The sequence below is a fragment of the Paenibacillus sp. J23TS9 genome (assembly GCF_018403225.1).
Classification (GTDB): domain Bacteria; phylum Bacillota; class Bacilli; order Paenibacillales; family Paenibacillaceae; genus Paenibacillus_AQ.
In genome coordinates, this window is record NZ_BOSG01000004.1 from 308,302 (window position 1) to 334,467 (window position 26,166).

Sequence of the window (26,166 nt, forward strand, 5' to 3'; positions counted from 1 at the left end):
CGCGATGAACACAGCGCCAATCCAGGTCATCGTTGCTGAGGATTTAGACGTACTGCGTGAACATTTCTGCTCCGTCCTGAGCAAGCATGAGGATATACGGATCGCCGGTCAGGCCGCAAGCGGCAAGCAGGCCCTTCAGCTGATGCGGACGATCGGCGCAGATGTGCTGCTGATGGATATTGAGATGGACGCCAAGCATGACGGCATTATTTATGCGCAGCATATTTTGGAGGAGTTTCCCCATGCCCGAATCGTGTTCCTGACGGTTCATGAGGATGATGAAACCATCTTCAGCGCCTTTGAGACCGGAGCCGTGGATTACGTACTTAAGACCCGTCCGGATCAGGAAATCGTCCAGCGGGTCCGCAGCGCGCATGAAGGCATGTCCCAAATGCATCCGGAAATCACGAACAAGATCAAGAGTGAATTCACACGCATCCGCAAGAACCAGGAAAACCTGTTTCAGGCTACTATGATCCTGTCCCAGCTGACACCAAGCGAGCTTGAAATCATCCAGCTGCTATACAGCGGCTATAAGACTTCCGAAATTGCCAAGCAGCGGCAGGTAGAGATCTCCACGATTAAGTCGCAGATCAACGTCATCCTGAAAAAGTTCAACAAAAAACGGAGCAAGGAGGTCATCTCCCTGCTCCGCGAGCTGAATATCATTCATTTAATCCATAAGGTGCGCGGCGAGCCTTAATTGCCGCCGGCTGCTTCCTGCGCTTTCACAAACGGTTCGGTGGCGATAAACTTGTCGCCTGGTACAACTTCAGCCATTTTGCCGTTCGCCACGAACATCTTCTCTAAATTCTCAAACCATTTCACGCTTGTGCCGTCCTTCATATACCCTGCGATTTTGGAGGATTCAATCCATTCCATCGTCTCATACTGCTCTTTCAATGAATCCTCCGGAACCTGCGTATACTTGGAGGTCAGGGAGATCGTCTCATCCACGTTTTTGATTTTGTAGTCATTCGCTTTGACCCATGCCTCCAGGAATTGCTGCACGACCTCAGGCTTTTCTTCCAGAAACTTCGGATTTACGACCCAGCTTGCCGGGAATACATAATCCGGGTAGAACGTACGGTTATCCCCAAGCTTCACGATGTTCTCTTTGCCAAGCTGCTTCTCGATTTCCTTGGTATATGGTGACCAGATTGCCACTGCATCTACCTTGTTCGCTACGAAGGCGGAGACCGCGCCAGCCACGTCAATGTTGACGATGTTAACATCCGATGGCTTGAGTCCGCCCTTTTCAATACCCAGGTTCAGAATCATTTCACCCGAGGTTCCCTTTGGCACTCCAACGGTTTTGCCTTTGAGATCCTTCCAATCCTGAATGCCGGATTTCTTGGTCGCATAGACCATATCACCGAAGCCAAGGCTGGCCAGCGCGATGATTTTGCCTTGGCCTTGAGCAGCCAGGAAGGTTGCGCCCGGTCCGATGTAGGCGATATCCAAATCACCTGAGGCCATCGCCTGGAATTCAGGCGGGCCGCTCAGAAATTTAACGGCGTTGACATTCAGGCCCGCATCCTTGAAAAAGCCCTTTTCATCCGCCACTACAATCGGCGCTGCCCCGTTCAGATCGGGAATGTAACCTACGTTGATTTTCACTGGAGATTTGGGAGCGTCAGTCTTGGTTTCCGAGGGAGCATCTTGCCCGGATGCCGCTCCAGCCGGTTCCTCTGCAGCCGTTTTGGTGCCGGAACCGCAAGCGCTCATCATCAGCGTCAGACACATCAGTACAGATAACAGAAGAGAAGCACGAAAGCCTTTATTGGTATTTGTTTTCATAAACAACCATTTCCCCCTTGGCATTTCTTATTTTTGTACTTCCAGATACTCCTTGTATACCTTAGCCCAGATCTCATTCTTGATTTCGATAAATTTCGGATCCATCTTCGTCGTTTGATCCCGCGGATACGGAATATCCACATCGATAATTTCCTTGATTCTGCCCGGTCTTGCACTCATGACGACTACACGCTGGGCGAGAATGACGGCCTCCTCCACATCATGGGTGATGAAGAAGCAGGTCTTTTTCTCCGTTTGCCATGTCTTAAGCAGATCCTCCTGCAGCTGTGCTCGTGTCTGGGCATCCAGCGCTCCGAACGGCTCATCCATAAGCAGCACCTCCGGCTGAACTGCATAGGCCCGTGCAATCGCGACACGCTGCTTCATACCTCCGGACAGTTCCTTCGGATATGCATGGGCAAAATCCTTCAGGTTCACGTACTCCAGATACTGTTCCGCTTTTTCGCGCCGCTCGGCCTTGCTGTATCCGCGCAGCTTCAGACCAAACTCGATGTTTTTAATGACCGTTTTCCAAGGGAACAAGGCATACTGCTGAAATACGACCCCCCGGTCCTTCCCTGGTCCGGTAACAAGCTTGCCATCCACTTCTACCCTGCCTGAGGTGGCCTGTTCCAAGCCGGCAATGATGTTCAGCAGAGTCGTTTTACCGCAGCCGCTGGGTCCGACCACACTGATGAATTCATTGGGCATAATGTCCAGGTTCGCATCATTCAGCGCGATGACCTCACCGCCTCGCACCTCATATGTCTTGCGTAGATTCTCAATTTTGATCTTGGGCTGCTCCAATGCGGCTACATCAGGGGTTACGATTTGCGCAGTTCCTGCCATCCTGTCAGTCTCCTTTCGAGATAGAGTACACCTTTGTCCATAGCGAGGCCAATAACACCGATGACGAAAATACCCATAATGACAAGGTCCATCCGGAAGTAAAGACTCGCTTCCATAATCATGTTGCCAAGCCCCTTGTTTGCTCCGGTCATTTCCGCAGCAACCAGTGTTGTCCAGGCGCTGGCCAGACCCAGCCGGACACCGACCAGAATATAAGGAAACGAGGCCGGAACCACTACTTCAAAGAAAATATGGCGGTCGGTTGCTCCCAGCACCCGTGCGGCTTTGATGAGTGTTGGATCGACGTTGCGCACGCCTTGAAAAATGGAGATCACCATGACCAGGAAGGTTGCGATAAAAATGACGGCGATCTTCGCTGACTCCCCGATTCCTTGGGATACAATGACCAGCGGAATCAGTGCGATCGGCGGAATGGTACGAAAAAACTGGATCCATGGCTCGATGACTGCCCTGATATTTTTATACCAGCCCATGACAAACGCGACAGGTATGGCTACGATAAGCCCAAGAGCAAAGCCCCCGAGTACGCGCAGCATGCTGGCGGATATATTCGTCCAGAGACTTCCGGCCTTTGCTTCCGCGAACAGTGTTTTGGTGATGCGGATCGGATCTGTAATAATGGCGCCCACGCTCGGTATTTTGGATAAAGCATACCAGATCAATATCCCGCAAATGACCGAGAGCGGCGTAATGAGTCGTGTGGATACGCGGCTTGCGTTCATGTGATTGCCCCTCCTCTTATTCATGCTGTATTAGAATTCATACGCGGGCTTCATTCCCTCATCTGTCCTCCGGCCAAGAAGCTTCGATGCAGCTTCCTCATACCCTTTGCTGCGCAGGCGGCTGACCCAGTCGTTTTCCGTTAAGTATTTATAAGGACCTGTCTCAATCACCTTTTGCATGGGATCGGCCTTATATCCCGGTTTATTCATCTGCTCCTGCAGCCAATTTGCGATGCGCTGCTCCATGAGGTTCACAACCTCCGGGTACTTCGCAGCTACATTCCGCGTCTGATGGGGATCCTGCTCCATGTCGTACAGAATCACTTCTTCAAAGTCGTAGAGTCCTGTGTGATACGTCCTTAAAAAGAACCACTTGGGGTCGCGGACCGAACGTTGGCATGTATACAAGGCATGCTCCATGACCAGATAATCGCGGCCTTCCATTTCCTCGCCTTGGAGCGCTTGGAGATACGACTTTCCATCCCAGCCGCTTGGAACCGGCAGCCCGGCCATGTCGGTAATCGTGGCGATGGCGTCCACATTATAGAGGAAACCGTCATAGGTTCCGCCCGCTGTCGCGATGCCCGGCGCTTTGATGATCAGCGGAATGTGATGCACCGCCTCCGTCGCGCATGGATGCTCTACATAGATCCCCTGCTCTCCCATCGATTCCGCATGATCCGCGCTGACGACGATGCAGACTTCGTCTTCGATGCCGAGTTCCCGCAGCGTATCCATTAATTCGCCCACGAAAGAATCCATATAGGATACTGCACCGTCATAGCCATCAATCAGATGTTTGAAATCCTCGCGGCTGCGGATCGCACCCGGCATCGTCTCCGGATAATGATCGCCCCAATGCAGAAAGGATGCGGATCGCGGGAAGGTGCTCTTTTGCTGCGCTTCAATCTGCGCTTCGTCCGGAAAGGCTCCAACAGGCGAATCCTTCCACTGCTCCATGTACGCTCTCGGATACGTATAAAAGCTGTGCGGGTCCCAGTACTGGATATGTAGAAAGTAATCGTCCTCCTTCCCGTGGGCTTTAAGCCAGGGAATCACGGCCGCGTTCACCTCGTCCGCATTCTCGTTTCCTTCCTTCAGCGTATGGGTGTGAACCTCATTCCAGCCGGCAAAATACCACCAGGCGTGATGCCGATCCCCGAACGTCGAGAAGGTGACCGTCTTCATGCCTGCCTTGCGCAGGTAGCGTGTAAAGAAAGGAATGCGTTCGCTGTGCCCATCCCCTTCCGGATACTGGAATTCGCAGCCCGGTCCCCAGTGGGTAAGCGCACCATGATTGACGCCAAAACGACCGGACATAAAGCTTGCGCGCGAAGGTACACACGGAGAAGATACGGTATAACAGCGCTCGAACCGCATCCCTTCCGCAGCAATCCGGTCCAGATTCGGTGTCGTCTGCCGGTGATACCCATAGCAGCTCATATGATCCGGGCGGAGCGAGTCAATATCCAGGTAGATCATTCTCATGCTTATCAAGTCCTTTGCTTCAAAGTTTGTTTAACATGCTGTGTCAGATCTGTATCCGCTTTCATGAATTAAGTATAATTTTGATTTCTTGATCATAAAAGGTTGAACTTTTTTACAACTTTTTCTGGAAAATCAGAAATTTGTACATCATAAATACTTTATCTTGACAAATTAACTTAACACGAGTTAATTTATTAACATAAGTTAATGATTGGGGCATATATACATGAATATCAACGACATCCCTTTGCGGGAATTAAAAAAAGCCAAGACAAAAATTGCCCTCTATGAAGCCGGGCTATCCTTCACCCAAAATCGCATGTTCAAAGACGTGCTGCTTGACGATATCTGCCGGATGGCGGGGGTTTCCCGCGTGACCTTTTTCAAGTTTTTCGGCAAAAAGGAAGATTTGCTTGTTTATTACATGCGGGTGTGGCTTACCCGCCGCATCATCGAGATCGGTTCGCTCAAGCTTCGGGGATTCGATGCGATGCACTTAATACTGCGGAATATAGCAGACGATACCCGATCGAACGAAGGCATCATGCCCAGCCTGATCGCTTTTTTGTCCGAAATGAACATGCACTGCAGCATGCCGGAGCTGAGCGAAGCCGAGGTGATGCTCCTGTTCCCGGGTAACGAAGAGGCTGGTGCCAAGAGTCCGGATATGTTCGCACTATTTACCCAGTGCATGAATGAGGCACGGGAGGACGCCACGCTGAGATCAGATATTGAGACTGAAGCGGCAGTGTCGTTCCTGTTCAGCACGTTTTACGGCGGATTTCTTACCTCGCGATTATATGGATCGAAGGATGTCATGGCTTTTTATGAAACTCATCTAAAGCTGATCGAAAAATAACCTTTGGGATGAAAAGGAGTTGTTCTTCATGGAAAAGGTGGTTCCAGGCCGCTATACGGCGCAAACGGAGGATTCATTCGTGGTATTTATGATCGGAATGCGGATTAACCGCCTCTGGGCAGTCCACCGCTGGCTCCCTGTATTTATGGCCATGCCCGGCATGATCCGCGAATTGTACATGAATCGTGATCTTGGCTTTAAAGAAGGTCATATGCATTTTTCCTGGCGCAGGGTCTGCCTGGTTCAATACTGGGATTCCTTTGAACAGCTGGAGCACTACGCACGGAAGGGGCAGAAGCACTTGAAAGCCTGGAGGGATTTTAACCGTAACATCGGAACGGACGGGACAGTCGGCATTTTTCACGAGACGTACATCATACCAAAAGGCAATTTCGAGTCCGTGTACAACAACATGCCCGTATTCGGTCTGGCCAAAGCTACAAGCCATGTGCCCGCTACGGGGCGCAGAGAGACGGCAAGCCGCAGGCTTGGCCGGGACAGTGAGCCTGCCGTACCAACGCCTGCAAATCCGGTGCAGTGACGGGAGGATTGAGGCTTATATCGCATAAAAAAGCACCCTTTTCCGGCAGATTTGCCATTAAAAGAGTGCTTTTTTGAATCGAATTAGACAATATCGGTTTTATCCACGTTTCGGAAGGAAAGATATGCAACCAGGAAGCCGATGATTCCCAGAATCAAAGGGATTGTCACGCTGGAGCTGAGCGTATAGCCCTTGTTGCTGGAGCTGAGCAGCGCCATGAGAATGACGGAGGATACGATTGTGGTCGGCACGGATTTTTTACGCATTCCGAAATATAAAGGGATCAGGCTGACGCCCGCGGCGGACAGCGTCTGAATAAAGAGCCGAATGCCTGCATGCAGGAGAACCGTCCCGTCCGGTTTACCCGGAAGGAAATGATAATGGCTGTTCACGGCCAGAAATACGAGGCTGACAATAAAGGTCGCGATTATCATCGTGACGAAGATCAGGAAAAAAATCAGCAGCATTTTCGCCATGATCAGCTTTTTGCGTGCGACCGGGTATGTAAACATCACGCTAACGGTCTTGTTTTTGTACTCATCGATAATGAGCCTGCTGAGCAGCACCGAGCCGAACACAATGAATACTGCCCGGACAAAAAGGCCCCCTATGGATAAGGCATCCGCATAGCTCGTAAAGGTAGGTTCTCCGTTGTCCCCCGCATATGGCATGAGCCACATGAAGAAGGAAATAATGATGATCGCGATACCCGCGCCTCTGACATACCATCCCAGTTTCTGTTTTTTCATCTCCAGCTGGATCAGTTTAAGCATGCTTCTCACCTCCGCCAATCTGCTGCAGGAAATATTCCTCAAGCGATGTGTGCTTATGATTTAAGGATTCAATCTCGACATCATTGAGCACGAGTGCTTTGGTAAGCTCCTGCTGCGTAAACCGCGATTCATAAACCCGGACCACCGTATCGCCAATGATTTTGAAGTTGCTCACACCAAGCTGGTTTTCCAGGATAAAGGCAGCTTTTTTGCAATGAGGCGTCACGATTTCGATATAATCGGTATTTTCGCTGCGCATGTCATTCATGGATACCTCGCGGATGAATTTGCCCCCTTGAAGGATGCCGATCGTATCCGCAACCTGCTCGATTTCGCTCAGCAAGTGGCTTGAGACCAGCAGCGTCATCCGGTATTCCTTGCTCAGCATTCGCAGCAAGCTCCGAAATTCCTTAATGCCCACCGGATCGAGTCCGTTAATGGGCTCATCCAATATAAGCAGCTCGGGCTTGGTTATGATCGCGCGGGCCATCCCGAGCCGCTGCTTCATACCGAGCGAAAAATCTCCTACTGCCTTGCCGTCGATGGAAGTCAAATTCACCATCTCCAGCGCTTCAAGAATCGCATGTTTATTGTAAAAACCCATATATTCACAGTGAAGCTCCAGATTTTCCTTGGCTGTCATTTTCTCATAAAAGATCGGATATTCGATAATGCTGCCGATGCGCTTAAACAGCTCTACCGACCCTGGCATCAGCTTTTCCCCGAACATTTCGATCTCGCCGCTGGTCGGCTTCACAAGATTAAGCAGCATCTTCATCAAGGTCGTTTTGCCGGCGCCGTTCGGGCCAAGCAGTCCGTAAACCTGCCCCCGCTGGATGTTCATGCTGACGTCGGAGACGACTTCTTTACCTTTATATATTTTGCTTACTTGGCGGGTACTGACGATATAGCTCATGCATCCCTTGCTCCTCTCGTTCTTGCTTAAACCCAGTATAGCCGCCAACACTTTCTTATTTCTTGCGTAATTCTTACGAATATCTTAAGCAGAGAACTTACCGTCAAGACAACCTTTTCAGAGAGATCGTGAAGACGGTCTGTTCATGAGGCTTGCTGGTTACCCGGATTTCCCCGCCCATAAGCTCAACCAGCCGTTTGGTAATCGTCAGTCCGAGCCCGCTTCCCTGAAAGCTCTTGTTTCTTGAATCCTCCAGCGTGTACATCCGTTCAAAAATAAGCGCCTGTTCCCGCTCATGAATACCTTTACCCTTGTCCCATATCTCAATCAGTACCCTGTCTTCATTACCGCGCACGTTCATGCCGATGACCTTTCCCAGCGCACCATACCGGACTGCATTGCTGAGCACATTGTTCAGTGCCCGGCTCAGTGCCTCCTCATTTCCCCAGGCGTACAGCGGCGTATCCGGAATATCGATGGCTGCCTGCAGCCCTTCGGATTCGATCATATCATAGAACATGAGCATGCTGTTTCTAGTCATTTCATTGATATGTATGCGGGTGAGCGGAATCTCCTTATCCCCCGATTCCAGCTTGGCCAAATCGAAGAACCGATTAATCAGCTCCACGATCTCTACGGCCTTCATGTGCACCTTGTTTAATAGGCGTTCCCTTTCCGGAGACGATAGATCCGGCTGTCTGTTCAATGTTTCGATGTAGCCCAGCACTACGGTGAGCGGCGTCTTCAGATCATGCGATATATTCGCCAGCATCCGCCGCATCGCATTCTCTGTACGCGCGAAGCCGGCAATGGACTGCCTGTTTTGCGAAAGCAAACGGTTGATGGTATTCAGCAGCCTGCGGTATTCACGATCCTCCGTAAAAAGCAGGAGCTGCTCCTGCTGCGACGAATCCATGATCGAGGTCAGCTTATCAATCATATGGCTGAGCTGCTTAGCCCTCTTCTTTCGGTAAACCCACTGTAATATATTGAGGAGCAGCAGCATGCCCATCAAAACAAGCAAAATGGCTGTCACCTTAAAATTCCCCCAAACGGTAACCTATGCCCCACAGTGTTTTGATATATTGCGGTTCCGATGGACTGTCTTCAATCTTTTCGCGAAGCCTGCTCATATGTACATTGATCACATTTTCATCGCCAAAATAGTCATCATTCCAGACGGAGTTAAAGATATGCTGCTTCGTAAAAACCTTTTTCGGATGGGTCATGAACAGCTTCAGGATTTCCAGCTCTTTGGCTGTAAGCTTGATTTCCTCGCCTTTCTTGGTCACGGTCAGAAGATCCAGGTCCAGCTCCAGCTCATGCACCCGCATGAGCTTGTTCTGCTCCGCTGGCTGATTGCTGACATAAGCCGTAGCCCGTCGAATGGCAGCCTTCACCCTTGCCGTCAGCTCAATCATGGAAAACGGCTTCGTTATATAATCATCAGCACCGAAGCCCAGTCCCAGCGCCTTGTCCACTTCCCCATCCTTTGCGGATACGATGAGAACCGGCACATGGCTGTTTTCCCTGATTTTTTTCAAGAAATCCATACCGCTGACCTTCGGAAGCATCATGTCCAGCAGCACCAGATCGTAATTCCGCTCCCCAAAGCGCTCAAGCGCTTCTTCTCCGTCCTTCGCATGAACCACTTGAAAGCCTTCCATCGTCAAATAGCTCTCTACCATCTCGCCAATTGAAGCGTCATCCTCTACAAGCAGTATATTCGCTGCCACGTCATCCCCGCCTACCTTCTCTTGTTTATAGCTATACTATACTGGATACACCCCCCACTCGCATATCCACAGCCGGAAATCATCCATAAAAAAGGCACCCGAAGGTACCCACATTTGATGGATCATCTATTTGCCTTGTTCCGCAGGCGTCTTAGGCAATGACTGATATATCGAGCCCGCATGCACGATGCCGATGATTTCCTTCACAGCGGCAGTCATCTGCCTGCCATCCACGCTTTTATCACATGATTTCCACTCGAATTGGCGATTCCCTCCATTAATGAATACGTTTAAATCATAACGATCCGCATCCTGCTGCTTGCATGTGGAAGACAGCTTTTTCTTATTCAAATAGCCTGCAAGCACGAGCTCCCTGTAAATTTTCTGACGATCCTGTTCCGGTATACTGAAATCACTGACCTCCACCATTTGGTCGTTCCCGAGATCTTTGACCAGCTTGTAATCCACTGTATTGATTTCGTTCGTCCCAGACGGCCCATACCTCAGTACAAATTCGAACCGGTCCTGCTTGCTGACGTCAAATGGAATCTCCAGCAGCTCCATTTCCTTTTGTTCCCCATTGCAGCCTGTCAGCTTATAACGGATAAGCGTATCCATTTCTTCATGGTTTAGCTTGTCACAGCTATACGTTCTGACTTCCCCTTGTCCGAATTTATCCTGGGTCGTGTCCACACGCAGTTCAACATGGCCATCCTTATGCGTTAAATCGTAATAAATAGGATCGCCTTCAATTGTATACCGGACAAGCCGCTGCTTGCCCTCTGTTTGGCCTGCGAATGCATCAAGCTGCCCGCGGTTCTCCACCATGCCATGCATGTCGATCACATCTGCGCCTTTGACGGTTTTATCGTTATCGGCAGGCTCCTCTGTCATCTTGGGTATTTGGGGCTGCGTCTCGTTCGCATGTGGCTCCTGCTGAACGGAACAGCCGAAGATCATTGCGAGCAGCAAAAACATGATCATCATTCTTACCGGGTTCGGTTTCAACTCAGGTCCCCCTTAAAGTCTTGTATCCTTCTTGACGTCACTCAGCTGGTAAAGGTTTCAAGCCTAGGGTGCGTTGCTGTTGAACAAAAAAAGACCGCAGATGCATTGCATCCCGGTCCTTTACACCTTATCCCTCCGCAGGCGGCTCCTTCGGCACCAGCTTGTAAATGTCGCCGTTTTCAAAGGTATCGATCAGCCTGTCCAGCCATTCGTAGTAAGCATATGCATCCCGCAGTTTGGCCTTGTCCTTTTGCAGCATATCCGTCATCTCTGGATCTTCCGCGTATTCTTTAGCTATTTTATCAATTTCGTCCATGGATTTGCGGAGAATCAAAATATTCGTCTCCACCGATTTTCTCCATTTGATGTCAAAAAAGTCGGTAAAGGTCTGGTACCAGTCATATTCAACCTCGTACAGATCCTTGCGCGAGCCCTTTTCCCATACCTTGTTCACCATTTTCAAATCCAGCAGCGTCCGGACGCCCGTGCTCATGCTGGTTTTGCTCATTTTCATTTCGCTGCCCATCTCATCAAGCGTCATTGGTTTATCCGCAAAAAATAACAGACCGTAAAGATGTCCTGTCGATAAGGATATACCGTATAAGTCCATATTTCGTCCAATCGATTCTATAACACGCTTACGCATTTTCTGAAGCGCAGCGTTCTGTTCTTCCTTCATCGGGTCCAAGCCCATGCTTGCAACCTCCTTATGTTCAGCCATTCTTCGAATGTTTTCGGCAGGTAATCCCAAGTTCAGACAAAATCTGAAGGCAACAACCTACATCGTCTATTGTAGAAAAACCACTTTTAAAAGTAAAGAAGCTTCAGAAGCTGCAATTTGGAGCATCGGGCAGGAAACCGGAGGATTATACCGTACAGTTTTTTCTGTACGTTCTTTACATACGGTTAAAACGTTTGATACGATATTATTAGTTTGTTACACTGTTAAACGTCGCTTATACGTCGGTACACGAATCATCAACGGAATAGGGGTATGTTTTTGATTCATTTAGAAATGGTTGATAAGGGGGGATTGATTTGTCCATCTTACAGCTTCAAAAGGTAAGTAAATTGTTCGGAGCGCATGCAGACTCCTGCGTGGAGCTTCTCGAGCAAGGTTGGACCAAAGAAAGAATAGCAAAAGAAAAATCCGTGACCGTCGGTGTTAATCGTGTCAGTTTGAGCATCGAGGAAAGCGAGATTTTCGTCATCATGGGGTTATCGGGCAGCGGCAAGTCTACACTCGTTCGTATGCTGAACCGCCTCATTGAGCCTACGTCAGGAGAAATCCTGGTACATGGCAAAGATTTGATGAAAATGAACAAGGAGCAGCTCCGGACGGTGCGTCGCCAGACCATCAGCATGGTGTTTCAAAAATTCGCGCTGTTTCCCCATCGCACTGTTCTGGAAAATGTAGAATACGGCCTGGAAGTCCAGAAGAAAGATAAGAAGCTGCGGCGCGACAAAGCTGCGCAATCACTCGAACTGGTCGGACTAAAAGGCTGGGGAGATAAAAGCCCCGATGAGCTGAGCGGCGGAATGCAGCAGCGGGTAGGACTCGCCAGAGCCCTGGCGAATGACCCCGAGATTCTGCTCATGGATGAGGCCTTTAGCGCCCTCGATCCACTGATCCGGCGGGATATGCAGGATGAGCTTCTCGATTTGCAGGAGAAGATGAAGAAAACCATTATCTTCATTACTCATGACCTGGATGAGGCGCTCCGGATTGGCGACCGGATTGCGCTCATGAAGGACGGAGCTGTCGTACAGGTCGGAACGCCTGAGGAGATTTTGACCCAGCCGGCCAATGCTTATGTAGAACGCTTTGTTGAAGATGTCGATCTCTCGAAGGTCCTCACGGCTTCACATGTCATGCGTCGTCCAGAGACGATTATGGCGGACCGTGGTCCTCGTGTCGCCCTTGAACTTATGCGTGAACGAGGCATTTCCAATCTATTTGTCGTAGACCGTGCCAAACGCATGCTTGGTGTCATTACGGCTGAAGACGCTTCGGCCGCCATGCGGGTCGGACAGTCACTGGAGGATATCCTGATTGTAGACGGTCCGCGGGTACAACCGGATGTTGTTATTAATGAGCTTTTCGAAATCACCAGCTTGGCCAAAGTGCCACTTGCGGTTGTTGATGACCAGAACCGTCTCCTTGGCGTCATTGTCCGCGGAGCTGTGCTCGGTGCCCTTGCGGGAGAAAATAGCTCGAAGGAGGTGATTCCGGATGCAGAAAATACCACTGGATGAATGGGTTCAGACGCTGGTCGACTGGATGGAGGATCATCTGACGGTTCTATTTAATATTATTTCCGCTGTCATTGAGGGCATTGTCAACGGCTTCACCTGGTTGTTCATGCTGCCTCATCCCTTTCTCTTCATTATCATTCTGGGAATACTGGCCTTCCTGGTCGGACGGTTATCACTGACCCTGTTCTCCGTAATCGGCTTCCTGCTGATCTATAATTTGGGATACTGGTCGCAAACGATGGATACGCTGAGCCTCGTCATCACTTCAGCACTCATTTCCGTTGTGCTTGGTATTCCGCTGGGTATCTGGTGCGCTTACAGCAAAGGTGCATCCCGGATCATTACACCGCTGCTTGATTTCATGCAGACGATGCCGGCATTCGTATATCTGCTGCCTGCCGTTACCTTCTTCAGCTTGGGTGTCGTGCCGGGCGTCATTGCCTCAGTCATCTTTGCGATACCGCCAACGATACGGCTGACGCTGCTAGGCATTCAGCAGGTTTCTGGAGAATTGACGGAAGCAGCCGATGCCTTCGGCTCCACTTCAGGCCAGAAGCTCTTCAAAGTGCAGCTGCCGCTGGCTTTGCCAACACTGATGGCCGGTGTGAACCAGACGATTATGCTGTCGCTGTCCATGGTCGTTATTGCTTCCATGATCGGTGCGCAGGGCATCGGTGCGGAGGTGTACCGTGCGGTGACCCAGCTGCAGATTGGTAAAGGCTTTGAAGCTGGTCTGGTTGTTGTTATTTTGGCCATTGTACTTGATCGTTTTACTCAACGCTTATTCAAATCCGATAAAAAAAGGGGAAGATAAGAATGAAAAAACAAGGTAAATGGATGACACTGCTTGGACTCGCCGGAGTACTAATGCTCTCTGCCTGCAACACAAACAGCAGTGCGAGTGACACATCGCAAGATGGAAGCAGCACGGAATCTTTCGGCAAACAAGTAAAATATGAAATTATCGGCATTGACCCGGGAGCCGGCATCATGAAGGCGACGAACAAAGCCATTAAAGAATATGACTTATCCGACTGGAAGCTGATCGAAGGCTCCGGCGCTGCAATGACGGCCACCCTGGCCAAGGATATCAAGAATAAAAAACCGATTATCATCACCGGTTGGACGCCGCACTGGATGTTCTCCAAGTATGATCTTAAGTATCTCGATGATCCGAAAAAGGTATACGGTGACGCAGAGGAAATTCATACCATTGCCCGTAAAGGACTTAAAGAAGATGATCCAACTGCGTATGCTTTTCTAGACCGCTTCGAATGGACATCCGATGAAATGGGTGAAATCATGACCGCGATTGAAGAAGGCGCAAAGCCTGAGGATGCAGCCAAGAAGTGGGCCGATGAGCATGCCGACCGCGTGAATGAATGGATCAAGGATCTGAAGCCCGTGGATGGCAAAGCATTGAAGCTGAGCTATGTAGCTTGGGATTCGGAAATCGCCAGCACGAATCTGCTTCAATATGTGCTGCAGAGTAAGCTTGGTTACAAGGTTACTGCCCTTCAGGTAGAGGCTGGACCGATGTGGACCGGTGTCGCAAATGGTGACGTGGATGCCACTGCCGCAGCATGGCTCCCGCTCACTCACGCAGACTACATGGATAAGTTCAAGGACAAAGTCGAAGATCTCGGAGCCAACATGACCGGCGTGAAAACCGGACTGGTTGTCCCTTCCTATGTCGACATCAGCTCGATTGAGGATTTGAAGAAATAAGATTTGTACGCTGAGGCCGCTGCGGTAACGGATCGTTTTTCCAACCGCTGCACGCTTCTTGTGATAAACAAATTACAATGCGACAAAAAAAAGAACTCCAGGAACCGTTCATACGGGACCTGGAGTTTCTTTTTATATTCTTAATCAAGCACTTCCAGCAAAATGCTATCTTTCCTACTCTTCGTCCTTCGACTTCTTCTTGCCATCCGCACGATCATTAATCGTTACTGTCACAGGAGAGTATTCCGCAGTAACGGTTTGTCCATGGATGGACACGCTGCCTTCCGGCGAAATATCCTTCTCGGTCATAATGCCCAGTGCGATCGTAAATTCATTGAATTTGATCGGCACATTTTTCTCGCGACGGATCTCTTCCCCGTTCAAGTAAAATATCGCTTCGTCATTGCCGCGGTCATACGTAATTTTGTAGGTATTGAACTCGCGGGCTTTGAAGTTGGTGTCTTCCTTGAAGATGCAGAAGTATCTCGTTTTATCGGATGGCGGCACCTCTACTCCCGGGAAAGGAAGTACGGCATAGACGCTTGCGTACTTGTCGTTTCCGGCAAAGAAGTCCAGAGCCGCGCCGGTTGTAAAGTCCAGCAGATTCAGCGAAACATAGCCATCATACAGATCGTTCGGCGCCGTATTTTCACTGCGTGCACGGATTTGCAGCTCGAAGCTGACCTCGCCGGATTCGGGAACCTTGATGGTTTCCACGGAATAGTACATATGCTTGGCGTTATCCAGAATTTGAATCTGGTGGTTCTCGCGGCTCAGCGGAGCGCGCACATACAGAACACCGTTGCGTACAATGACGACCGCATTAGGTTCGCGGTATTCCCAGAAGGAACCGTCCGGAAGGGGAAATCCACCCACTTTCCAAACTTCGCCTTCCGATAAAATCGTATGAAAATCACCGATGACTTTTTGTTGTTCCATGTTGCTTTCGACTTCCCTTCTTTGATGGATCAGTACCTGTCCATAGGATGTTTATCAGATCAGTCCTTGAATGAATAAGCATACAATCATAATAAGTCCGCTCAGCTGTGCGGATTTAACGGAAGCTCCCATTAAAGGCAAGTAAGCATGCGAAGTATTTTGCGGCTTCAGCTTGCCATATACCTGATAGAGAGGAATCATCGCAGGCAGCGCGAGCAGGCCATACACCGGAAGCGCACCAGCAACCACACTCAGAATCAATGTTAATACGGATAGCAGCAGCAAAAATCTTGAGAATGTTAGAGCTCTCTTCTCACCCCATACGACAACCAGCGTACGCTTGCCCGCTTGGCGGTCCGCCTGCCAATGCAGGAAGTGGTGGTTGAACAGAATCAATGTTGTGAGCAGTCCGATTGGCAGCGACAGCAGCAGGGCTCTCATATCCAAATGAGAGGTCTGAACGTAATAAGCACCCATGACCGGCAGCACTCCAAAAGAAAGCAGAATCGCGATCTCACTGTACCCTTTACCCCGGTAGCCGAATTTCAGCGGAGGAGCCACGTAGAAGTAGGCGATTAATCCGCCTAGCGCCCCGAATACGAATGCCCATATACCGGAGAATACCGCAAGCAGGATGCCGCAAATCGCAGCCAATGCAAACAGTCCCCATGTTACAGCTGCAAACTTGCGGATGCTCCAGACCTTATTGGTCAAGAATCCCGAGTTGGTCGATACGGCATCTACCGCTTCTTTTGCCGCTATGTCCGTTCCGCTCTTGTAGTCCCACAGATCATTGATCATATTGGAGAACAAATGCGCGGCGGCAGCTCCCACCAGCGTCACCAGGAACAGCCAGACGTTGAACACCCCGTTCCACACAAAAGCCCCGAGTGCGCCAAGCGCAACCGGAATGAGCATAACCGGCACGACACCGAACCGTGATGCCTTCATAAATTGTTTGAGCATGTCCACACAATGCCCCTTTCCTTAGTAAAATACCCGTGAATGCCGGGAATATCACATCCGCACGGAATATGAATAGAAAATAGCCAACGAAGCAAATGATAAATTTCACAAACCTTCCGATTTCAAGTAGGTTGTATCCAGAAGACCTGCTTAAATATAGGAAGAAAGTTGTGTATTACTGCTCTTCAAGAATATCATACTTTATCGGATTTTGTCATGAAGTTGTAGAATTTACATCGGTAAAGAATGCCAAAAGTCATATGTATAAATTGAAATAAAACTACGGACACCGTTAGCTGTCTGCGCATACGGTATCCATAGCTTTGTTCTTAATCTATTTTATCGCTTAATATTGTCCAGCGCCTTCTTGCCAAGCCGCTCCAGCAGCTGTTGTTTGTACAAACTCTCAACCTTTACATGCTTGCCGAGGCTTTCCCAATAACCATCATTTCGGGGGCGCGGATCATAGTCGCTCGGGACAAGTCCCGGCACCTTCGGCCCCACATGTCCGATGGCATAATTTTGCGCGGTCGGCGGCTGCTGCGAGGTCAACTCATCCTCGGTATTCCAGGAAACATAGTTCGCTCCCGCCCAGCCATGACCACTTCCAAGCCAGCCACGATCGCGGATGGAGATCGGCGCGTCGATGTTGTCGAACAGGCCGCCCACGGACCAGCGGTGATGCGGCTCGCTCGTGTTAAAGTTATTCACCGCTTTGCCATCCAGGAAGACATTCGGGCCTTGCACGCGGCTGTCCACCACGAAGGCATGACGTGCCGTCTCGGTATAAATCCGCTGCGCAAGGTTCAGCTGACCCATTTGATGGATGACATAACGGCGTCCGCCCGTAATAATGCTGACCATATCATACATTTTGCTGTCCTGCACCGTGATCCACTTCGAGTTACGGCTCATTTGCACCAGCGAGTATGACAGATGGTATCCGGTCACGTCGCGCAACCAACCGTTTTTCACGCTGTTAAACACGACGAAGCGTTCGGCATGCTTTTCATCCGCATAATACGGATCAGTCTTGCCATTGTCCATGGTTGTGTCTAAGACACTTGGATCAAATTCGGAATCCGCGCGCATATTTTCCACGCCGACCTGCTCAATCCGGGCACTGTCCGTGTATTTGAAAATTTGTCCTCCGCCCCATTTACGCTCAATGGCGTTGGAGATCGGCGCATCAACGGTGATGCTGTTTCCATCAATGGCAGTAATTACACGGTCAAAATCCAGATTAAAGGGCGCCCACTGGGTCGCGGTGCCTTCCGGACGGTTATATATGTAATCCATGCCGATTTCATGAATCCAGTTCTTGTCTCCGATCCGGCGAACGACAATGGTGTCACCAACATGATAGCTGCTGGCATCATCCACATGGAAGGAACGCGAACCTGATGGCACGTACAGATCCGTGATCGTTTTCATCGTGCTGTTATCGATGCTCAGGCCTGTATTTTCCCCGATTTCAATCAAGTTGCGAGGGTTCGCCCCCGTACCATAGATCAGCGTACCTTTGTCGTCCTGTCCCTCACCCCGGAGAACGATACCGCTGGCCTTGATTTTCAGTGTTCCGCCAACCTCATATTTCCCTTTTTTCAACAGCACTGCTCCGCGGAAGCCATCTTTGCCGATTGGCATTTGGGCTACTTCGTCAATAGCTGCCTGAATACGGGCCGTATCGTCCCCATCTCCAGGCTTCACAGTCGCTTTTACCTTAATCTCCGGAATTTTCACGCCGCCGCCCATATAACCCACGTTCGAGAAATCCAGTATTTGATTGCCGCGATAATCACTCACATAAATCATCTTGTCATCTTTGCCAAGAAAGGCGATTTGGCTTTGGTCTTTCGGAATCTTTTTCTTTTCCCATACCGTGAAATAGAATGAATCGTACACTGGCTGCTTACCGTCTTGTTCCATTTTCAAGCGGATTTCATAACGTCCTTCATTATCCGCTTTGCCCGGCGGTGTCCACAGCTTCGTATCTCCTTTGGCTACCGCCGCAGAATCAAGCTGCGAGATCACCTTGGAACCGTTATAGATCAGCTCGCCGCTGAGCGTCCCGTTGATATTGGAAGCTGCCGACACGGAAGGATATACATCCTTGGGTTCAATCATGGCCGGCTGGCCGATTTCCGCCTTCATATGCGGATGCGTCAACGTGGAATTCATCACATAGCTTTCACCCAGAAAAGCATTCGGATCGTCAACCACGATCCAGAAATCATTGGTCTTCAGCTCCTGTGCTGCCTGCACAACGCCATGAACGAGCGAGGCACCAACCTGATTGGCCGTAAACGATCCTGACGGTTCGATGCTTACGTCCTGCGTAGAAGCAATAAAGGTTTTTGCATATGACGTCAGGTCCACTTCCTGCCCGGAGTCGAGTTCTCCTTTCAGGACCAGCGTTCCTTTTTCACCTTTCTCCAGACGCATTTCGGCATTGTTAGGGTATTCTTTACCGCTTGCATCCGTAAAATAAATCCGCTTCAGCCCGGCAGGCGCCGGCGTTTCCGTACTGTTATACACCGCAAGCTCAGATAACTGCACATTCAGGTCTTTGCTCAGATTCAGGTTCAGTTTCATATATCTTGCCGAAACACGTTCGAACATCGCTGCCTCCGTCGAAGTAAGATCTTTATTTTTGTTGTATGCCTGATTCCAATTGCTGCCGTCGTCCGAATACAGGATTTGGTAATCCTTCAGATTATCCGCACGGTTGAGATGAATCATGACTTTGTTGAAGGTTTCCGTAGTGCCCATATCGACCGATATCCAGACATTCATATCATCCTGGCGGTCTACCGCAAGCGGCTGCCATACGGTGGCTGCATCGCCATCCACGGCATTGCCCGCCTTGCCTGAACTTGCCTGCGCTGATTTGCCGAGCACCAGATTCGTGCCTGAATCACTGGCTGCCGCTGCTTTTTCTTTGCCGCTGGGTATCACCGGAAGCACCAGCAGCATGATCATGAGACCGAAGCCAAGCCTTTTCAAAAAGCCTATCAATAAAATCCCACCTCTCTTAAATTGAAATCGCTTACATTTTAACTTGCGCAGATATGAAATGAACATGTCTTTTTTAGTGATGAGATTGTGTTTTATTAAGGAAATCGTTTGGGAGGACGCTCGTCATGAAAATCATTAGTGAGAGATTGCAATACTGATTGTGACGGGGGCGGTCATTTGTAATATGTTGTTCACTCTCCGTTCATATAACTTTCCTACAATGACCTTGAACCTAAAAACAGGAGGCTCAAGGCCATGTTGAAACAGTTTGCGAAAACATTCACCCATTTCGTCAGCAGCCGAAAAGGCGCTTGGACCGTGCTGATCGGCTGGATTGTCATCATACTTTTACTTAGTCTGACCGCACCGGGATCCAAAGAATATGCCGTGAACAGCGGCGAGGGCAGCGTTCATAACGACACGCCTTCCGCGGCAGCGCAGCGAATTATGGATGAGCATTTCCCCTCCAAGGATGGGCTGACGGCCCTGCTCGTCTTTCATGATCCAAGCCGGATTACGGATAAGGATCGCAGCGCCATTACAGAAGTCAGTCAATGGCTTTCCTCTGCGGACAAACCGCAATATGTATCTGCTGCTCTTCCTTTCCATCAGCTTCCGAAAAACGTTCAGGAGCAGATGTTTTCGAAAGACAAGACGACGCTGCTTCTGAATGTGAGTCTGCAAAAGAATCTCGAGTCCGACCAGACCTATGATACATTGCAGCAAATCCGTAACCATGTGGAAAATATGAATAACAGCGGCCTTCAAGTCGAAATTACCGGTCCTGCCGGTATCGCCTCAGACACGACGACATTGTTCAAAAACGCGGATTTTGTTCTGATGCTGGCCACCGTGGTGCTAATACTGGTCATCCTCATTGTGATTTACCGTTCGCCGCTGCTAGCCATTATGCCCCTTCTCATTTCCGGCATCGTGTATCTGGTCGTGGACCGGATTCTGGGACTTGGCGGAAAGCTCGGCTGGTTTGTTGTTGAGAAGCAGTCACTATCCATCATGATGATCCTGCTGTTTGCCGTATTAACCGACTACTGTCTGTTTGTTATTGCACGTTTCCGGGAGGAACTCCGTCAGACGGAATCAAAACATGAGGCCATGAAGCAGGCCCTGACCCATGTCGCGGAACCGATTCTATTCAGCGGAGGCACCGTGTTAATGGCGATGGTCATTTTGTTTACCGCTATTTTCAAACCGTACAATCACTTCGCTCCCGTGTTTTCCATCGCAATGGTCGTTATTCTGATCGGCGGGGTCACGCTGATTCCAGCCCTGTTCACCCTCGTCGGCCGCAAAGCATTTTGGCCGTTTGTTCCCAAAGCCGGAGCAGAACAGACCAAACCTAAGCAGGAAAGCATTTGGAGCAGAATCGGCTCTTTTGTCACCCGGAAGCCTGCAGTTACCGCCGGTGTTCTGCTGGTGCTGCTGCTGGCATCATCCGCCAACCTGTTTGGCATGAAGTATTCTTTTAACATCATGAAGTCGTTTCCGGAGGATATTTCATCCAGACAGGGCTTCGACATTTTGGAGGAGCGCTTCCCTCCGGGACAGCTTGCACCCGTAACCGTTCTGCTGGAGTCTGATCATAGGATCGATGTCAATGCGGATTTCGTCAAACAGATTGCTTCCCTCAGTGAAAAGCTCAAATCTGAAGGCCATATCAGTTCCATTACACCTGCGCTGACTCCGCAGCAAGCAGACAGCGGTCAGCTGCCGGGCAAGGCATTGTCTGAATCAGGACAGGTCGTCAAGCTTCAGCTCACACTCGAAGATAATCCGTATGACCCTGCGGCTCTGGATGTAATCGCCCAGCTCCGGCAGGATAGCAACAGCCTACTAAAGGATAGCGGACTCGCAACGGAGCGATATTCCTTGCATTTTGCCGGTCAAACTGCGGAACAACTTGACGTTCGTATCATGAACCAACGCGATACGACCGTAGTATTTACGCTGATCACGCTCTGCATCGCCGTCATGCTGGCCTTCCAGGCACGTTCAGTCAAGATGGCTGCCACCATGATTCTAACCATGCTCCTATCCTATGCAGGCACCATGGGGCTCGGATGGCTTATCTTCCATGAGTTCCTGGGTTATGATTCCGTCAGCTACCGCCTGCCGGTATATACCTTCGTCTTTCTGATCGCGCTTGGCGTTGATTACAACATTATGCTGGTGTCCCGGATCCGGGAGGAAGCGAAGAAATACGAATGGATGGAAGCCGTCAAACGGGGCGTCTCGCTGACGGGCGGCGTCATCTCTTCGGCTGGTATTATTCTGGCTGCCACTTTCTGCGTTCTGATCACGCAGCCGCTGCAGGAACTGTTCCTGTTTGGCATCCTGATGGCCATGGGCATTCTGATCGACACCTTCCTGGTGCGTGGCATGCTGTTACCTGCCATCCTGACGATGATTGGCGGCAGCAAGCGCAGTACGAGCCATAAAAATAACCTTCCGGTTCATCCGGAGTAACCGAAGACAAGGAGGAATAAGCATGTTTGGATTTATGCTATTTTTACATTTGGGCGGATTGTTTGCCTGGGTGGGTGGTCTGATGGTGATCATTGTCATGATTGGCCTGCTCAACAAGCAGCTCGGTTCATCACAGGACTCCAATCTGCTGGCACGCAAGAGCCTGACCATCTTCAGCTATCTTGCACATCCGGGGGCTGTGCTCGTGCTTGGCAGCGGGGTATATCTCATTCTGAAAATGGGATCCGGCACCAAGCCGCTGTGGCTTGATATTATGGAAAAAGGCGGAGGTACTGTAGCGCTGCTGTCTCTGATCGTAACGGGTATTCTCGGCAGCAAGGTCAAGAAAAAACTGAAGGCCGCTGGGGGTCAACCCGTGAAAGTAACCGGATATTTATCAACGATGACTGCTTTAATGGTACTCATTCTTGGCGTAGTGCTTGTTGTTAGCCTGAAAATATAGGTTTATCCAGAAAAAGGCTGTCCCAAGCTTTTCAAGCTAAGGGCAGCCTTTTTTCTTGTATATTGTGAATCAGCAGACTATGCTTTCTTGGCAGCTTTGGCCGATGAGGCTTTCGCTGTCTTTGCCGCAGCTTCCTGTGCTTTTTTCGTATAATACACTTTCAGATCCTCCGGTGTGACGAAATCGGTGTAAAAGCCGTATACACCTCTCGCCTTATATTTCGCCATCTCTTCCGGACTATTGATCGTATGAACGAAAGCGAGTTTGTTTATTTTCTTCAAGCTGCCGACAAAACCGGCTGTCGCTCTCCATTCCGGCATCGTAACGGCGGTAATCTTTTTATGGTTCTTCACAAACTGCAGTACCTTCTGGTTTGAATCCGTCGTTTGGTACAAGGTATAAATGTATGACTCAAAAGGAAACACCTTTTCAATGATCGGATACATACTCTCATTATAAAGTTGCGGAATGATCCGCTCCAGCATATACGGATCTTCGTTGGCAAGCTCCACGATTTGACTGAACTGGGCCGTAATCGTATCCTTATCCGTGCTTTTCGTGTCGGTTACAATATAGGCATCCGGATATTCATGCAGCAGATCGATAATTTCGCTAAATTCCAGTGCATTGTATTTGTCGAACATTTTCATGGATTTCATATCGGATAAAGGCAGCGGCCCTCCGGTAATTGCCGGTGTCAGAGCCTGTCCCAGCGATTGAAAAGCGTACGCAGACCAATCATGACGTCCGATCAAATAACCATCGGATGTAAACTGCAGATCGACTTCAAAGATACGCTGTCCCTTTTCATAGTTGGTTTCAAAGGCCTCATAGGAATTGGTGTACGCCTTTTGATCGATTCCCCCGAGCGCATGGGCGACTAAGCTATAGTCCGTCCATTTGGCGGCAAAAGCGGGTGTGCCGAGTGACAGCAAACAAATAACCAGCAGCGGCGGCAGTGCAGTAAACAGTTTTTTCATTCCAACCTCCAATTGTTTTCAGAAACATATGTCTCAGATTTTGCAAGATCCGAGTAATGCGGATAATCACAATATCCCAATTATATCATGTTAAGGTAATAGAAGGTATAAAGCTGAGCTTTTTTTACATCATTTGATATAATCATTGTCGAAATCACGGCTTAAAGTGAACCCACTCCATTTTTCTCGAAATGACTATATAACATACGATATCAAAAAGAAAAAGGACCGGATCACCGGTCCCTTTCTATATTCTATCCTTCGGATGCCTCTCCGCTAAGCTGCCATGAGATGCCGAACCGGTCGCGTACCATACCAAACAATGGACTCCAAAATGTCTCCTGAAGCTCCATATGGACTTGTCCACCATCGGAAAGAGCGTGAAAAATGGATTTAAGACGCTCCAGATCGCTTGTCATAATGGCAATACTCAGTTGGTCGCCCAGCTGGAACGGATTACCCGGAAAGGTATCGGAGAACAACAGCATTTGGCCGTCAAATTCAAGTGCCGCATGCAGCACGCGGTCCTTCGCTTCTTCAGGCACCGGATGGCCTTCATCCGGCATATCCCCAAACCGTTGGATACCCAGATTGTTTGCTCCTAGCACCTTTTCATAAAATGCGACTGCCTCAGCGCAGTTACCATTGAGCACAATATACGGCGCAATCTTCAAGCTCATTGTCTTGTGTCCTCCCTTATAATGGTTCGTTTAGTACACACTTTCCTTCCCATTATAGCCTGTCCTTTTCAAGAAGATAAGGCGAACAGCGGGACAAATATAGGTTAATTTTTCAAGAAAATATAAATCTGATTTTCCTGATTGACGTTAAGGTATCGTATGTGGAAGGGAGTGGATTCAACACCCGGTTCAATAAATAAGGCTTACAGCGGTCGATCCAGAGAGAAGGTCTCACCCAGCTTGGCGTAGCTGTTTCCGGCCAAACGGCTGACAGGCTGCAAAACATCCGCGAGAACCCGGCCATGATCAAGCAATGCATCATCCACATGAAACCGTACGACGCGTCCGATCAGCAGATCCGTGGATGGGGATGCCTCCGTTCCTTCGAGCGGGTTGGACCGCTCCAGTACGCATTCCATGCGTATTTTCGCTTCAGCAAGCCCAGGTACGCGCACGACATCGCTTGATACGGTTGTCAGACCGGCAAACTCCACCTCACTCTGATCGGGAGGTAGACTTGCAGCGGTTTGATTCAGCTTCAGAATGGAGGTCTCATCTCCGATATGAACAACGAATTCTCCTTCCCGCACAGCATTTCTCGCGGTATCTTTCGGCTCTCCCAGCTTTCTTTGGACGGATACAGATACCATGGGCGGATCTGCCGTCACGATATTGAAATAACTGAATGGTGCCGCATTAACCTTGCCGTTATCAGCCAGAGTCGTCACCCAGGCAACAGGTCTTGGAATAATGCTGCCGGTCAGCAGCTTGTAATTATCGCGTTCACTTTGCCCAGACGGATCGATATGAATGATCATGAGATAACCTCCTCTAATACCCTTACTTCAAAAGGTGTAAGCTTGGCTTCAATTTCTGTCCGGCGTTCCTCATACCATTCGGGCAGCATAAGCCGTTCACCCAAATGAGCAGGCTCTTCGTCGCGTGCGAAGCCCGGCGGATCTGTCGCAATTTCAAACTGGATGCCGCCCCCCTCGCGGAAATAAAGAGCGTTAAAATATTGTCGGTCCACGACCGGAGTCGCTTGCAAGCCATGCTCAAGCACATGTTCTCTCCACAGGACATGCTCTTGATCATCCTTCGCACGCCAGGCAATATGGTGGACGGTACCCGCTCCTCCTGTACCATGCTCCATTGGCGCCACAATCACATCAATGACATTGCCAATATCACCGAATGATTTGAACCGGGCATAGGCTCCTTCCTGGCCAACCTTTTGAAGCCCCATCACCCGCTGAAGCAAATCAGCCGTTTGCTGAGGTGCTGTACTGTACAGAATTGCACCCCCAAAGCCTTTAATCGCTTGCTCCATAGGAATCCCGCCAAAAGACCATGTGCTGAGAGGTCCATCTCTTCGTTCCACAATCTCCAGCTGAAGTCCATCCTGATCGCGGAATGTCAGATATTCCTCTGAAAATCTTGCCGTTTTCACAACCGGTATTTGAAAATTTGCCAATCTTTTCTCCCAAAAGCTGAGCGCTCCTGCGGGAACAGCAAATGTAGTTACACCAACCTGCCCGCCGCCAACGCGTCCTTGGCGTGATCTAGGCCATGGAAAGAACGTAATGATGGTTCCGGGGCTTCCTTGCTCATCCCCCAGATAAAGGTGATATACCTCCGGCGCATCGAAGTTAACGGTTTGTTTAATCAGGCGGAGTCCGAGCACACCTGCATAAAAATCTATTGTTTTCTGAGGATCTCTTACAAAAGCAGTAATGTGGTGAATACCTGCGGTTTTCATATTCATGACTGGTTCAGCTCCTTTTAGATCATGTTCATCTTTAATTAGAGATATTTAAGTGAAAGTTAACTTTTTAATATTTCTTGCTTGTTTATTTATCTTAATATAAAGATATTATATTTGGAGGTAGTTGTCAATCCTTCAGGTAAATCTGCTGGAAATCTTCATGGATATCGCTAA

At 49.5% G+C, this 26,166-nt stretch carries 25 protein-coding genes; 8 read left to right on the top strand and 17 right to left on the bottom strand.

Going from position 1 to position 26,166, the window contains the following annotated elements; translation table 11 throughout:
* Nucleotides 1–4: 4 nt before the first annotated feature.
* The gene (locus tag KJS65_RS23055; RefSeq protein WP_213652180.1) at nucleotides 5–703 is read left to right on the top strand and encodes a response regulator transcription factor; all 699 of its coding nucleotides are present in this window, start codon (nucleotides 5–7) and stop codon (nucleotides 701–703) included.
* Here KJS65_RS23055 and KJS65_RS23060 read toward each other — a convergent pair.
* The 4 genes from KJS65_RS23060 to KJS65_RS23075 are packed head-to-tail and all read right to left on the bottom strand — an operon-like array spanning nucleotide 700 to nucleotide 4,880.
* Nucleotides 700–1,800: an aliphatic sulfonate ABC transporter substrate-binding protein gene (locus KJS65_RS23060; RefSeq protein WP_213652181.1), complete on the bottom strand. Its 1,101-nt coding sequence runs from the start codon at nucleotides 1,798–1,800 to the stop codon at nucleotides 700–702. The two genes, KJS65_RS23055 and KJS65_RS23060, sit on opposite strands and share 4 nt — an antisense overlap.
* 27 nt (nucleotides 1,801–1,827) lie before the next feature.
* Nucleotides 1,828–2,649, bottom strand: coding sequence for an ABC transporter ATP-binding protein (locus KJS65_RS23065; RefSeq protein WP_213652182.1), 822 nt, complete (start codon nucleotides 2,647–2,649; stop codon nucleotides 1,828–1,830).
* Nucleotides 2,625–3,392: an ABC transporter permease gene (locus KJS65_RS23070; RefSeq protein ID WP_244864748.1), complete on the bottom strand. Its 768-nt coding sequence runs from the start codon at nucleotides 3,390–3,392 to the stop codon at nucleotides 2,625–2,627. Before KJS65_RS23070 ends, KJS65_RS23065 begins: the two co-directional genes overlap by 25 nt.
* 30 nt (nucleotides 3,393–3,422) lie before the next feature.
* The gene (locus tag KJS65_RS23075) at nucleotides 3,423–4,880 is read right to left on the bottom strand and encodes a sulfatase family protein (protein ID WP_213652184.1); all 1,458 of its coding nucleotides are present in this window, start codon (nucleotides 4,878–4,880) and stop codon (nucleotides 3,423–3,425) included.
* A 226-nt stretch (nucleotides 4,881–5,106) separates the two neighbouring features.
* Between KJS65_RS23075 and KJS65_RS23080 the strand changes: the two genes are divergently transcribed.
* Nucleotides 5,107–5,739, top strand: coding sequence for a TetR/AcrR family transcriptional regulator (locus KJS65_RS23080; protein ID WP_213652185.1), 633 nt, complete (start codon nucleotides 5,107–5,109; stop codon nucleotides 5,737–5,739).
* Nucleotides 5,740–5,767: 28 nt separating this feature from the next.
* Entirely contained in the window at nucleotides 5,768–6,280 is a 513-nt protein-coding gene (locus KJS65_RS23085) for a DUF4188 domain-containing protein (RefSeq protein ID WP_213652186.1), read from the top strand.
* Between the two features lie 83 nt (nucleotides 6,281–6,363).
* Here KJS65_RS23085 and KJS65_RS23090 read toward each other — a convergent pair whose 3' ends face one another.
* The 6 genes from KJS65_RS23090 to KJS65_RS23115 form a co-directional block, all read right to left on the bottom strand.
* Entirely contained in the window at nucleotides 6,364–7,053 is a 690-nt protein-coding gene (locus KJS65_RS23090; protein ID WP_213652187.1) for an ABC transporter permease, read from the bottom strand.
* A complete protein-coding gene (locus KJS65_RS23095) occupies nucleotides 7,046–7,969 on the bottom strand; it encodes an ATP-binding cassette domain-containing protein (protein WP_213652188.1) in 924 nt (307 codons plus the stop codon). Before KJS65_RS23095 ends, KJS65_RS23090 begins: the two co-directional genes overlap by 8 nt.
* A gap of 103 nt (nucleotides 7,970–8,072) precedes the next feature.
* Nucleotides 8,073–9,005, bottom strand: a complete 933-nt coding sequence (locus KJS65_RS23100; RefSeq protein ID WP_280531352.1) for a sensor histidine kinase — start codon at nucleotides 9,003–9,005, stop codon at nucleotides 8,073–8,075.
* Between the two features lies 1 nt (nucleotide 9,006).
* Nucleotides 9,007–9,705 (bottom strand): response regulator transcription factor, encoded by a 699-nt coding sequence (locus KJS65_RS23105; RefSeq protein WP_280531353.1) that lies wholly within the window; start codon nucleotides 9,703–9,705, stop codon nucleotides 9,007–9,009.
* Between the two features lie 126 nt (nucleotides 9,706–9,831).
* A complete protein-coding gene (locus KJS65_RS23110; RefSeq protein WP_213652189.1) occupies nucleotides 9,832–10,713 on the bottom strand; it encodes a DUF4362 domain-containing protein in 882 nt (293 codons plus the stop codon).
* Nucleotides 10,714–10,840: 127 nt separating this feature from the next.
* Nucleotides 10,841–11,407, bottom strand: coding sequence for a GbsR/MarR family transcriptional regulator (locus KJS65_RS23115; protein ID WP_213652190.1), 567 nt, complete (start codon nucleotides 11,405–11,407; stop codon nucleotides 10,841–10,843).
* 344 nt (nucleotides 11,408–11,751) lie between these two features.
* Between KJS65_RS23115 and KJS65_RS23120 the strand changes: the two genes are divergently transcribed.
* Genes KJS65_RS23120 through KJS65_RS23130 form a run of 3 tightly spaced genes read left to right on the top strand, consistent with a single transcriptional unit; the run spans nucleotide 11,752 to nucleotide 14,697 of the window.
* Nucleotides 11,752–12,969, top strand: a complete 1,218-nt coding sequence (locus KJS65_RS23120; protein WP_213652191.1) for a quaternary amine ABC transporter ATP-binding protein — start codon at nucleotides 11,752–11,754, stop codon at nucleotides 12,967–12,969.
* A complete protein-coding gene (locus tag KJS65_RS23125; protein WP_213652192.1) occupies nucleotides 12,947–13,783 on the top strand; it encodes an ABC transporter permease in 837 nt (278 codons plus the stop codon). Before KJS65_RS23120 ends, KJS65_RS23125 begins: the two co-directional genes overlap by 23 nt.
* Before the next feature lie 2 nt (nucleotides 13,784–13,785).
* The gene (locus tag KJS65_RS23130) at nucleotides 13,786–14,697 is read left to right on the top strand and encodes a glycine betaine ABC transporter substrate-binding protein (protein ID WP_213652193.1); all 912 of its coding nucleotides are present in this window, start codon (nucleotides 13,786–13,788) and stop codon (nucleotides 14,695–14,697) included.
* A gap of 174 nt (nucleotides 14,698–14,871) precedes the next feature.
* Here KJS65_RS23130 and KJS65_RS23135 read toward each other — a convergent pair whose 3' ends face one another.
* The 3 genes from KJS65_RS23135 to KJS65_RS23145 form a co-directional block, all read right to left on the bottom strand.
* Nucleotides 14,872–15,636 carry a DUF6081 family protein gene (locus KJS65_RS23135; protein WP_213652194.1) on the bottom strand — a complete coding sequence of 255 codons (765 nt, stop codon included), beginning with the start codon at nucleotides 15,634–15,636 and terminating at the stop codon, nucleotides 14,872–14,874.
* A gap of 54 nt (nucleotides 15,637–15,690) precedes the next feature.
* On the bottom strand, nucleotides 15,691–16,608 hold the full coding sequence (locus KJS65_RS23140; RefSeq protein WP_213652196.1) for a prenyltransferase: 918 nt from the start codon (nucleotides 16,606–16,608) through the stop codon (nucleotides 15,691–15,693).
* Between the two features lie 333 nt (nucleotides 16,609–16,941).
* Nucleotides 16,942–19,620, bottom strand: coding sequence for a discoidin domain-containing protein (locus KJS65_RS23145; protein WP_244864752.1), 2,679 nt, complete (start codon nucleotides 19,618–19,620; stop codon nucleotides 16,942–16,944).
* A gap of 255 nt (nucleotides 19,621–19,875) precedes the next feature.
* On the opposite strand from KJS65_RS23145, the gene KJS65_RS23150 reads away from it, so the two are divergent.
* Nucleotides 19,876–22,104 carry an MMPL family transporter gene (locus tag KJS65_RS23150; protein WP_213652198.1) on the top strand — a complete coding sequence of 743 codons (2,229 nt, stop codon included), beginning with the start codon at nucleotides 19,876–19,878 and terminating at the stop codon, nucleotides 22,102–22,104.
* Nucleotides 22,105–22,126: 22 nt separating this feature from the next.
* On the top strand, nucleotides 22,127–22,567 hold the full coding sequence (locus KJS65_RS23155; RefSeq protein WP_213652199.1) for a hypothetical protein: 441 nt from the start codon (nucleotides 22,127–22,129) through the stop codon (nucleotides 22,565–22,567).
* A 77-nt stretch (nucleotides 22,568–22,644) separates the two neighbouring features.
* Here KJS65_RS23155 and KJS65_RS23160 read toward each other — a convergent pair whose 3' ends face one another.
* The 4 genes from KJS65_RS23160 to KJS65_RS23175 form a co-directional block, all read right to left on the bottom strand.
* Nucleotides 22,645–23,547, bottom strand: coding sequence for a phosphatidylinositol-specific phospholipase C/glycerophosphodiester phosphodiesterase family protein (locus KJS65_RS23160; RefSeq protein WP_213652200.1), 903 nt, complete (start codon nucleotides 23,545–23,547; stop codon nucleotides 22,645–22,647).
* A gap of 254 nt (nucleotides 23,548–23,801) precedes the next feature.
* Complete coding sequence (locus KJS65_RS23165; protein ID WP_213652201.1) at nucleotides 23,802–24,227, bottom strand: VOC family protein; 426 nt, start codon at nucleotides 24,225–24,227, stop codon at nucleotides 23,802–23,804.
* Nucleotides 24,228–24,430: 203 nt separating this feature from the next.
* Nucleotides 24,431–25,042, bottom strand: a complete 612-nt coding sequence (locus KJS65_RS23170) for a flavin reductase family protein (RefSeq protein ID WP_213652368.1) — start codon at nucleotides 25,040–25,042, stop codon at nucleotides 24,431–24,433.
* Nucleotides 25,042–25,992 carry a ring-cleaving dioxygenase gene (locus KJS65_RS23175; RefSeq protein WP_213652202.1) on the bottom strand — a complete coding sequence of 317 codons (951 nt, stop codon included), beginning with the start codon at nucleotides 25,990–25,992 and terminating at the stop codon, nucleotides 25,042–25,044. Before KJS65_RS23175 ends, KJS65_RS23170 begins: the two co-directional genes overlap by 1 nt.
* Nucleotides 25,993–26,166 lie beyond the last annotated feature (174 nt).

What these genes read in the sequence shown, in the direction of transcription:
- KJS65_RS23055 (WP_213652180.1), top strand. Translation starts at nt 5, where the DNA reads ATGAACACAGCGCCAATCCAGGTCATCGTTGCTGAGGATTTAGACGTA.
- KJS65_RS23060 (WP_213652181.1), bottom strand. Translation starts at nt 1,800, where the DNA reads ATGAAAACAAATACCAATAAAGGCTTTCGTGCTTCTCTTCTGTTATCT.
- KJS65_RS23065 (WP_213652182.1), bottom strand. Translation starts at nt 2,649, where the DNA reads ATGGCAGGAACTGCGCAAATCGTAACCCCTGATGTAGCCGCATTGGAG.
- KJS65_RS23070 (WP_244864748.1), bottom strand. Translation starts at nt 3,392, where the DNA reads ATGAACGCAAGCCGCGTATCCACACGACTCATTACGCCGCTCTCGGTC.
- KJS65_RS23075 (WP_213652184.1), bottom strand. Translation starts at nt 4,880, where the DNA reads ATGAGAATGATCTACCTGGATATTGACTCGCTCCGCCCGGATCATATG.
- KJS65_RS23080 (WP_213652185.1), top strand. Translation starts at nt 5,107, where the DNA reads ATGAATATCAACGACATCCCTTTGCGGGAATTAAAAAAAGCCAAGACA.
- KJS65_RS23085 (WP_213652186.1), top strand. Translation starts at nt 5,768, where the DNA reads ATGGAAAAGGTGGTTCCAGGCCGCTATACGGCGCAAACGGAGGATTCA.
- KJS65_RS23090 (WP_213652187.1), bottom strand. Translation starts at nt 7,053, where the DNA reads ATGCTTAAACTGATCCAGCTGGAGATGAAAAAACAGAAACTGGGATGG.
- KJS65_RS23095 (WP_213652188.1), bottom strand. Translation starts at nt 7,969, where the DNA reads ATGAGCTATATCGTCAGTACCCGCCAAGTAAGCAAAATATATAAAGGT.
- KJS65_RS23115 (WP_213652190.1), bottom strand. Translation starts at nt 11,407, where the DNA reads ATGGGCTTGGACCCGATGAAGGAAGAACAGAACGCTGCGCTTCAGAAA.
- KJS65_RS23125 (WP_213652192.1), top strand. Translation starts at nt 12,947, where the DNA reads ATGCAGAAAATACCACTGGATGAATGGGTTCAGACGCTGGTCGACTGG.
- KJS65_RS23130 (WP_213652193.1), top strand. Translation starts at nt 13,786, where the DNA reads ATGAAAAAACAAGGTAAATGGATGACACTGCTTGGACTCGCCGGAGTA.
- KJS65_RS23135 (WP_213652194.1), bottom strand. Translation starts at nt 15,636, where the DNA reads ATGGAACAACAAAAAGTCATCGGTGATTTTCATACGATTTTATCGGAA.
- KJS65_RS23150 (WP_213652198.1), top strand. Translation starts at nt 19,876, where the DNA reads ATGTTGAAACAGTTTGCGAAAACATTCACCCATTTCGTCAGCAGCCGA.
- KJS65_RS23155 (WP_213652199.1), top strand. Translation starts at nt 22,127, where the DNA reads ATGTTTGGATTTATGCTATTTTTACATTTGGGCGGATTGTTTGCCTGG.
- KJS65_RS23160 (WP_213652200.1), bottom strand. Translation starts at nt 23,547, where the DNA reads ATGAAAAAACTGTTTACTGCACTGCCGCCGCTGCTGGTTATTTGTTTG.
- KJS65_RS23165 (WP_213652201.1), bottom strand. Translation starts at nt 24,227, where the DNA reads ATGAGCTTGAAGATTGCGCCGTATATTGTGCTCAATGGTAACTGCGCT.
- KJS65_RS23175 (WP_213652202.1), bottom strand. Translation starts at nt 25,992, where the DNA reads ATGAATATGAAAACCGCAGGTATTCACCACATTACTGCTTTTGTAAGA.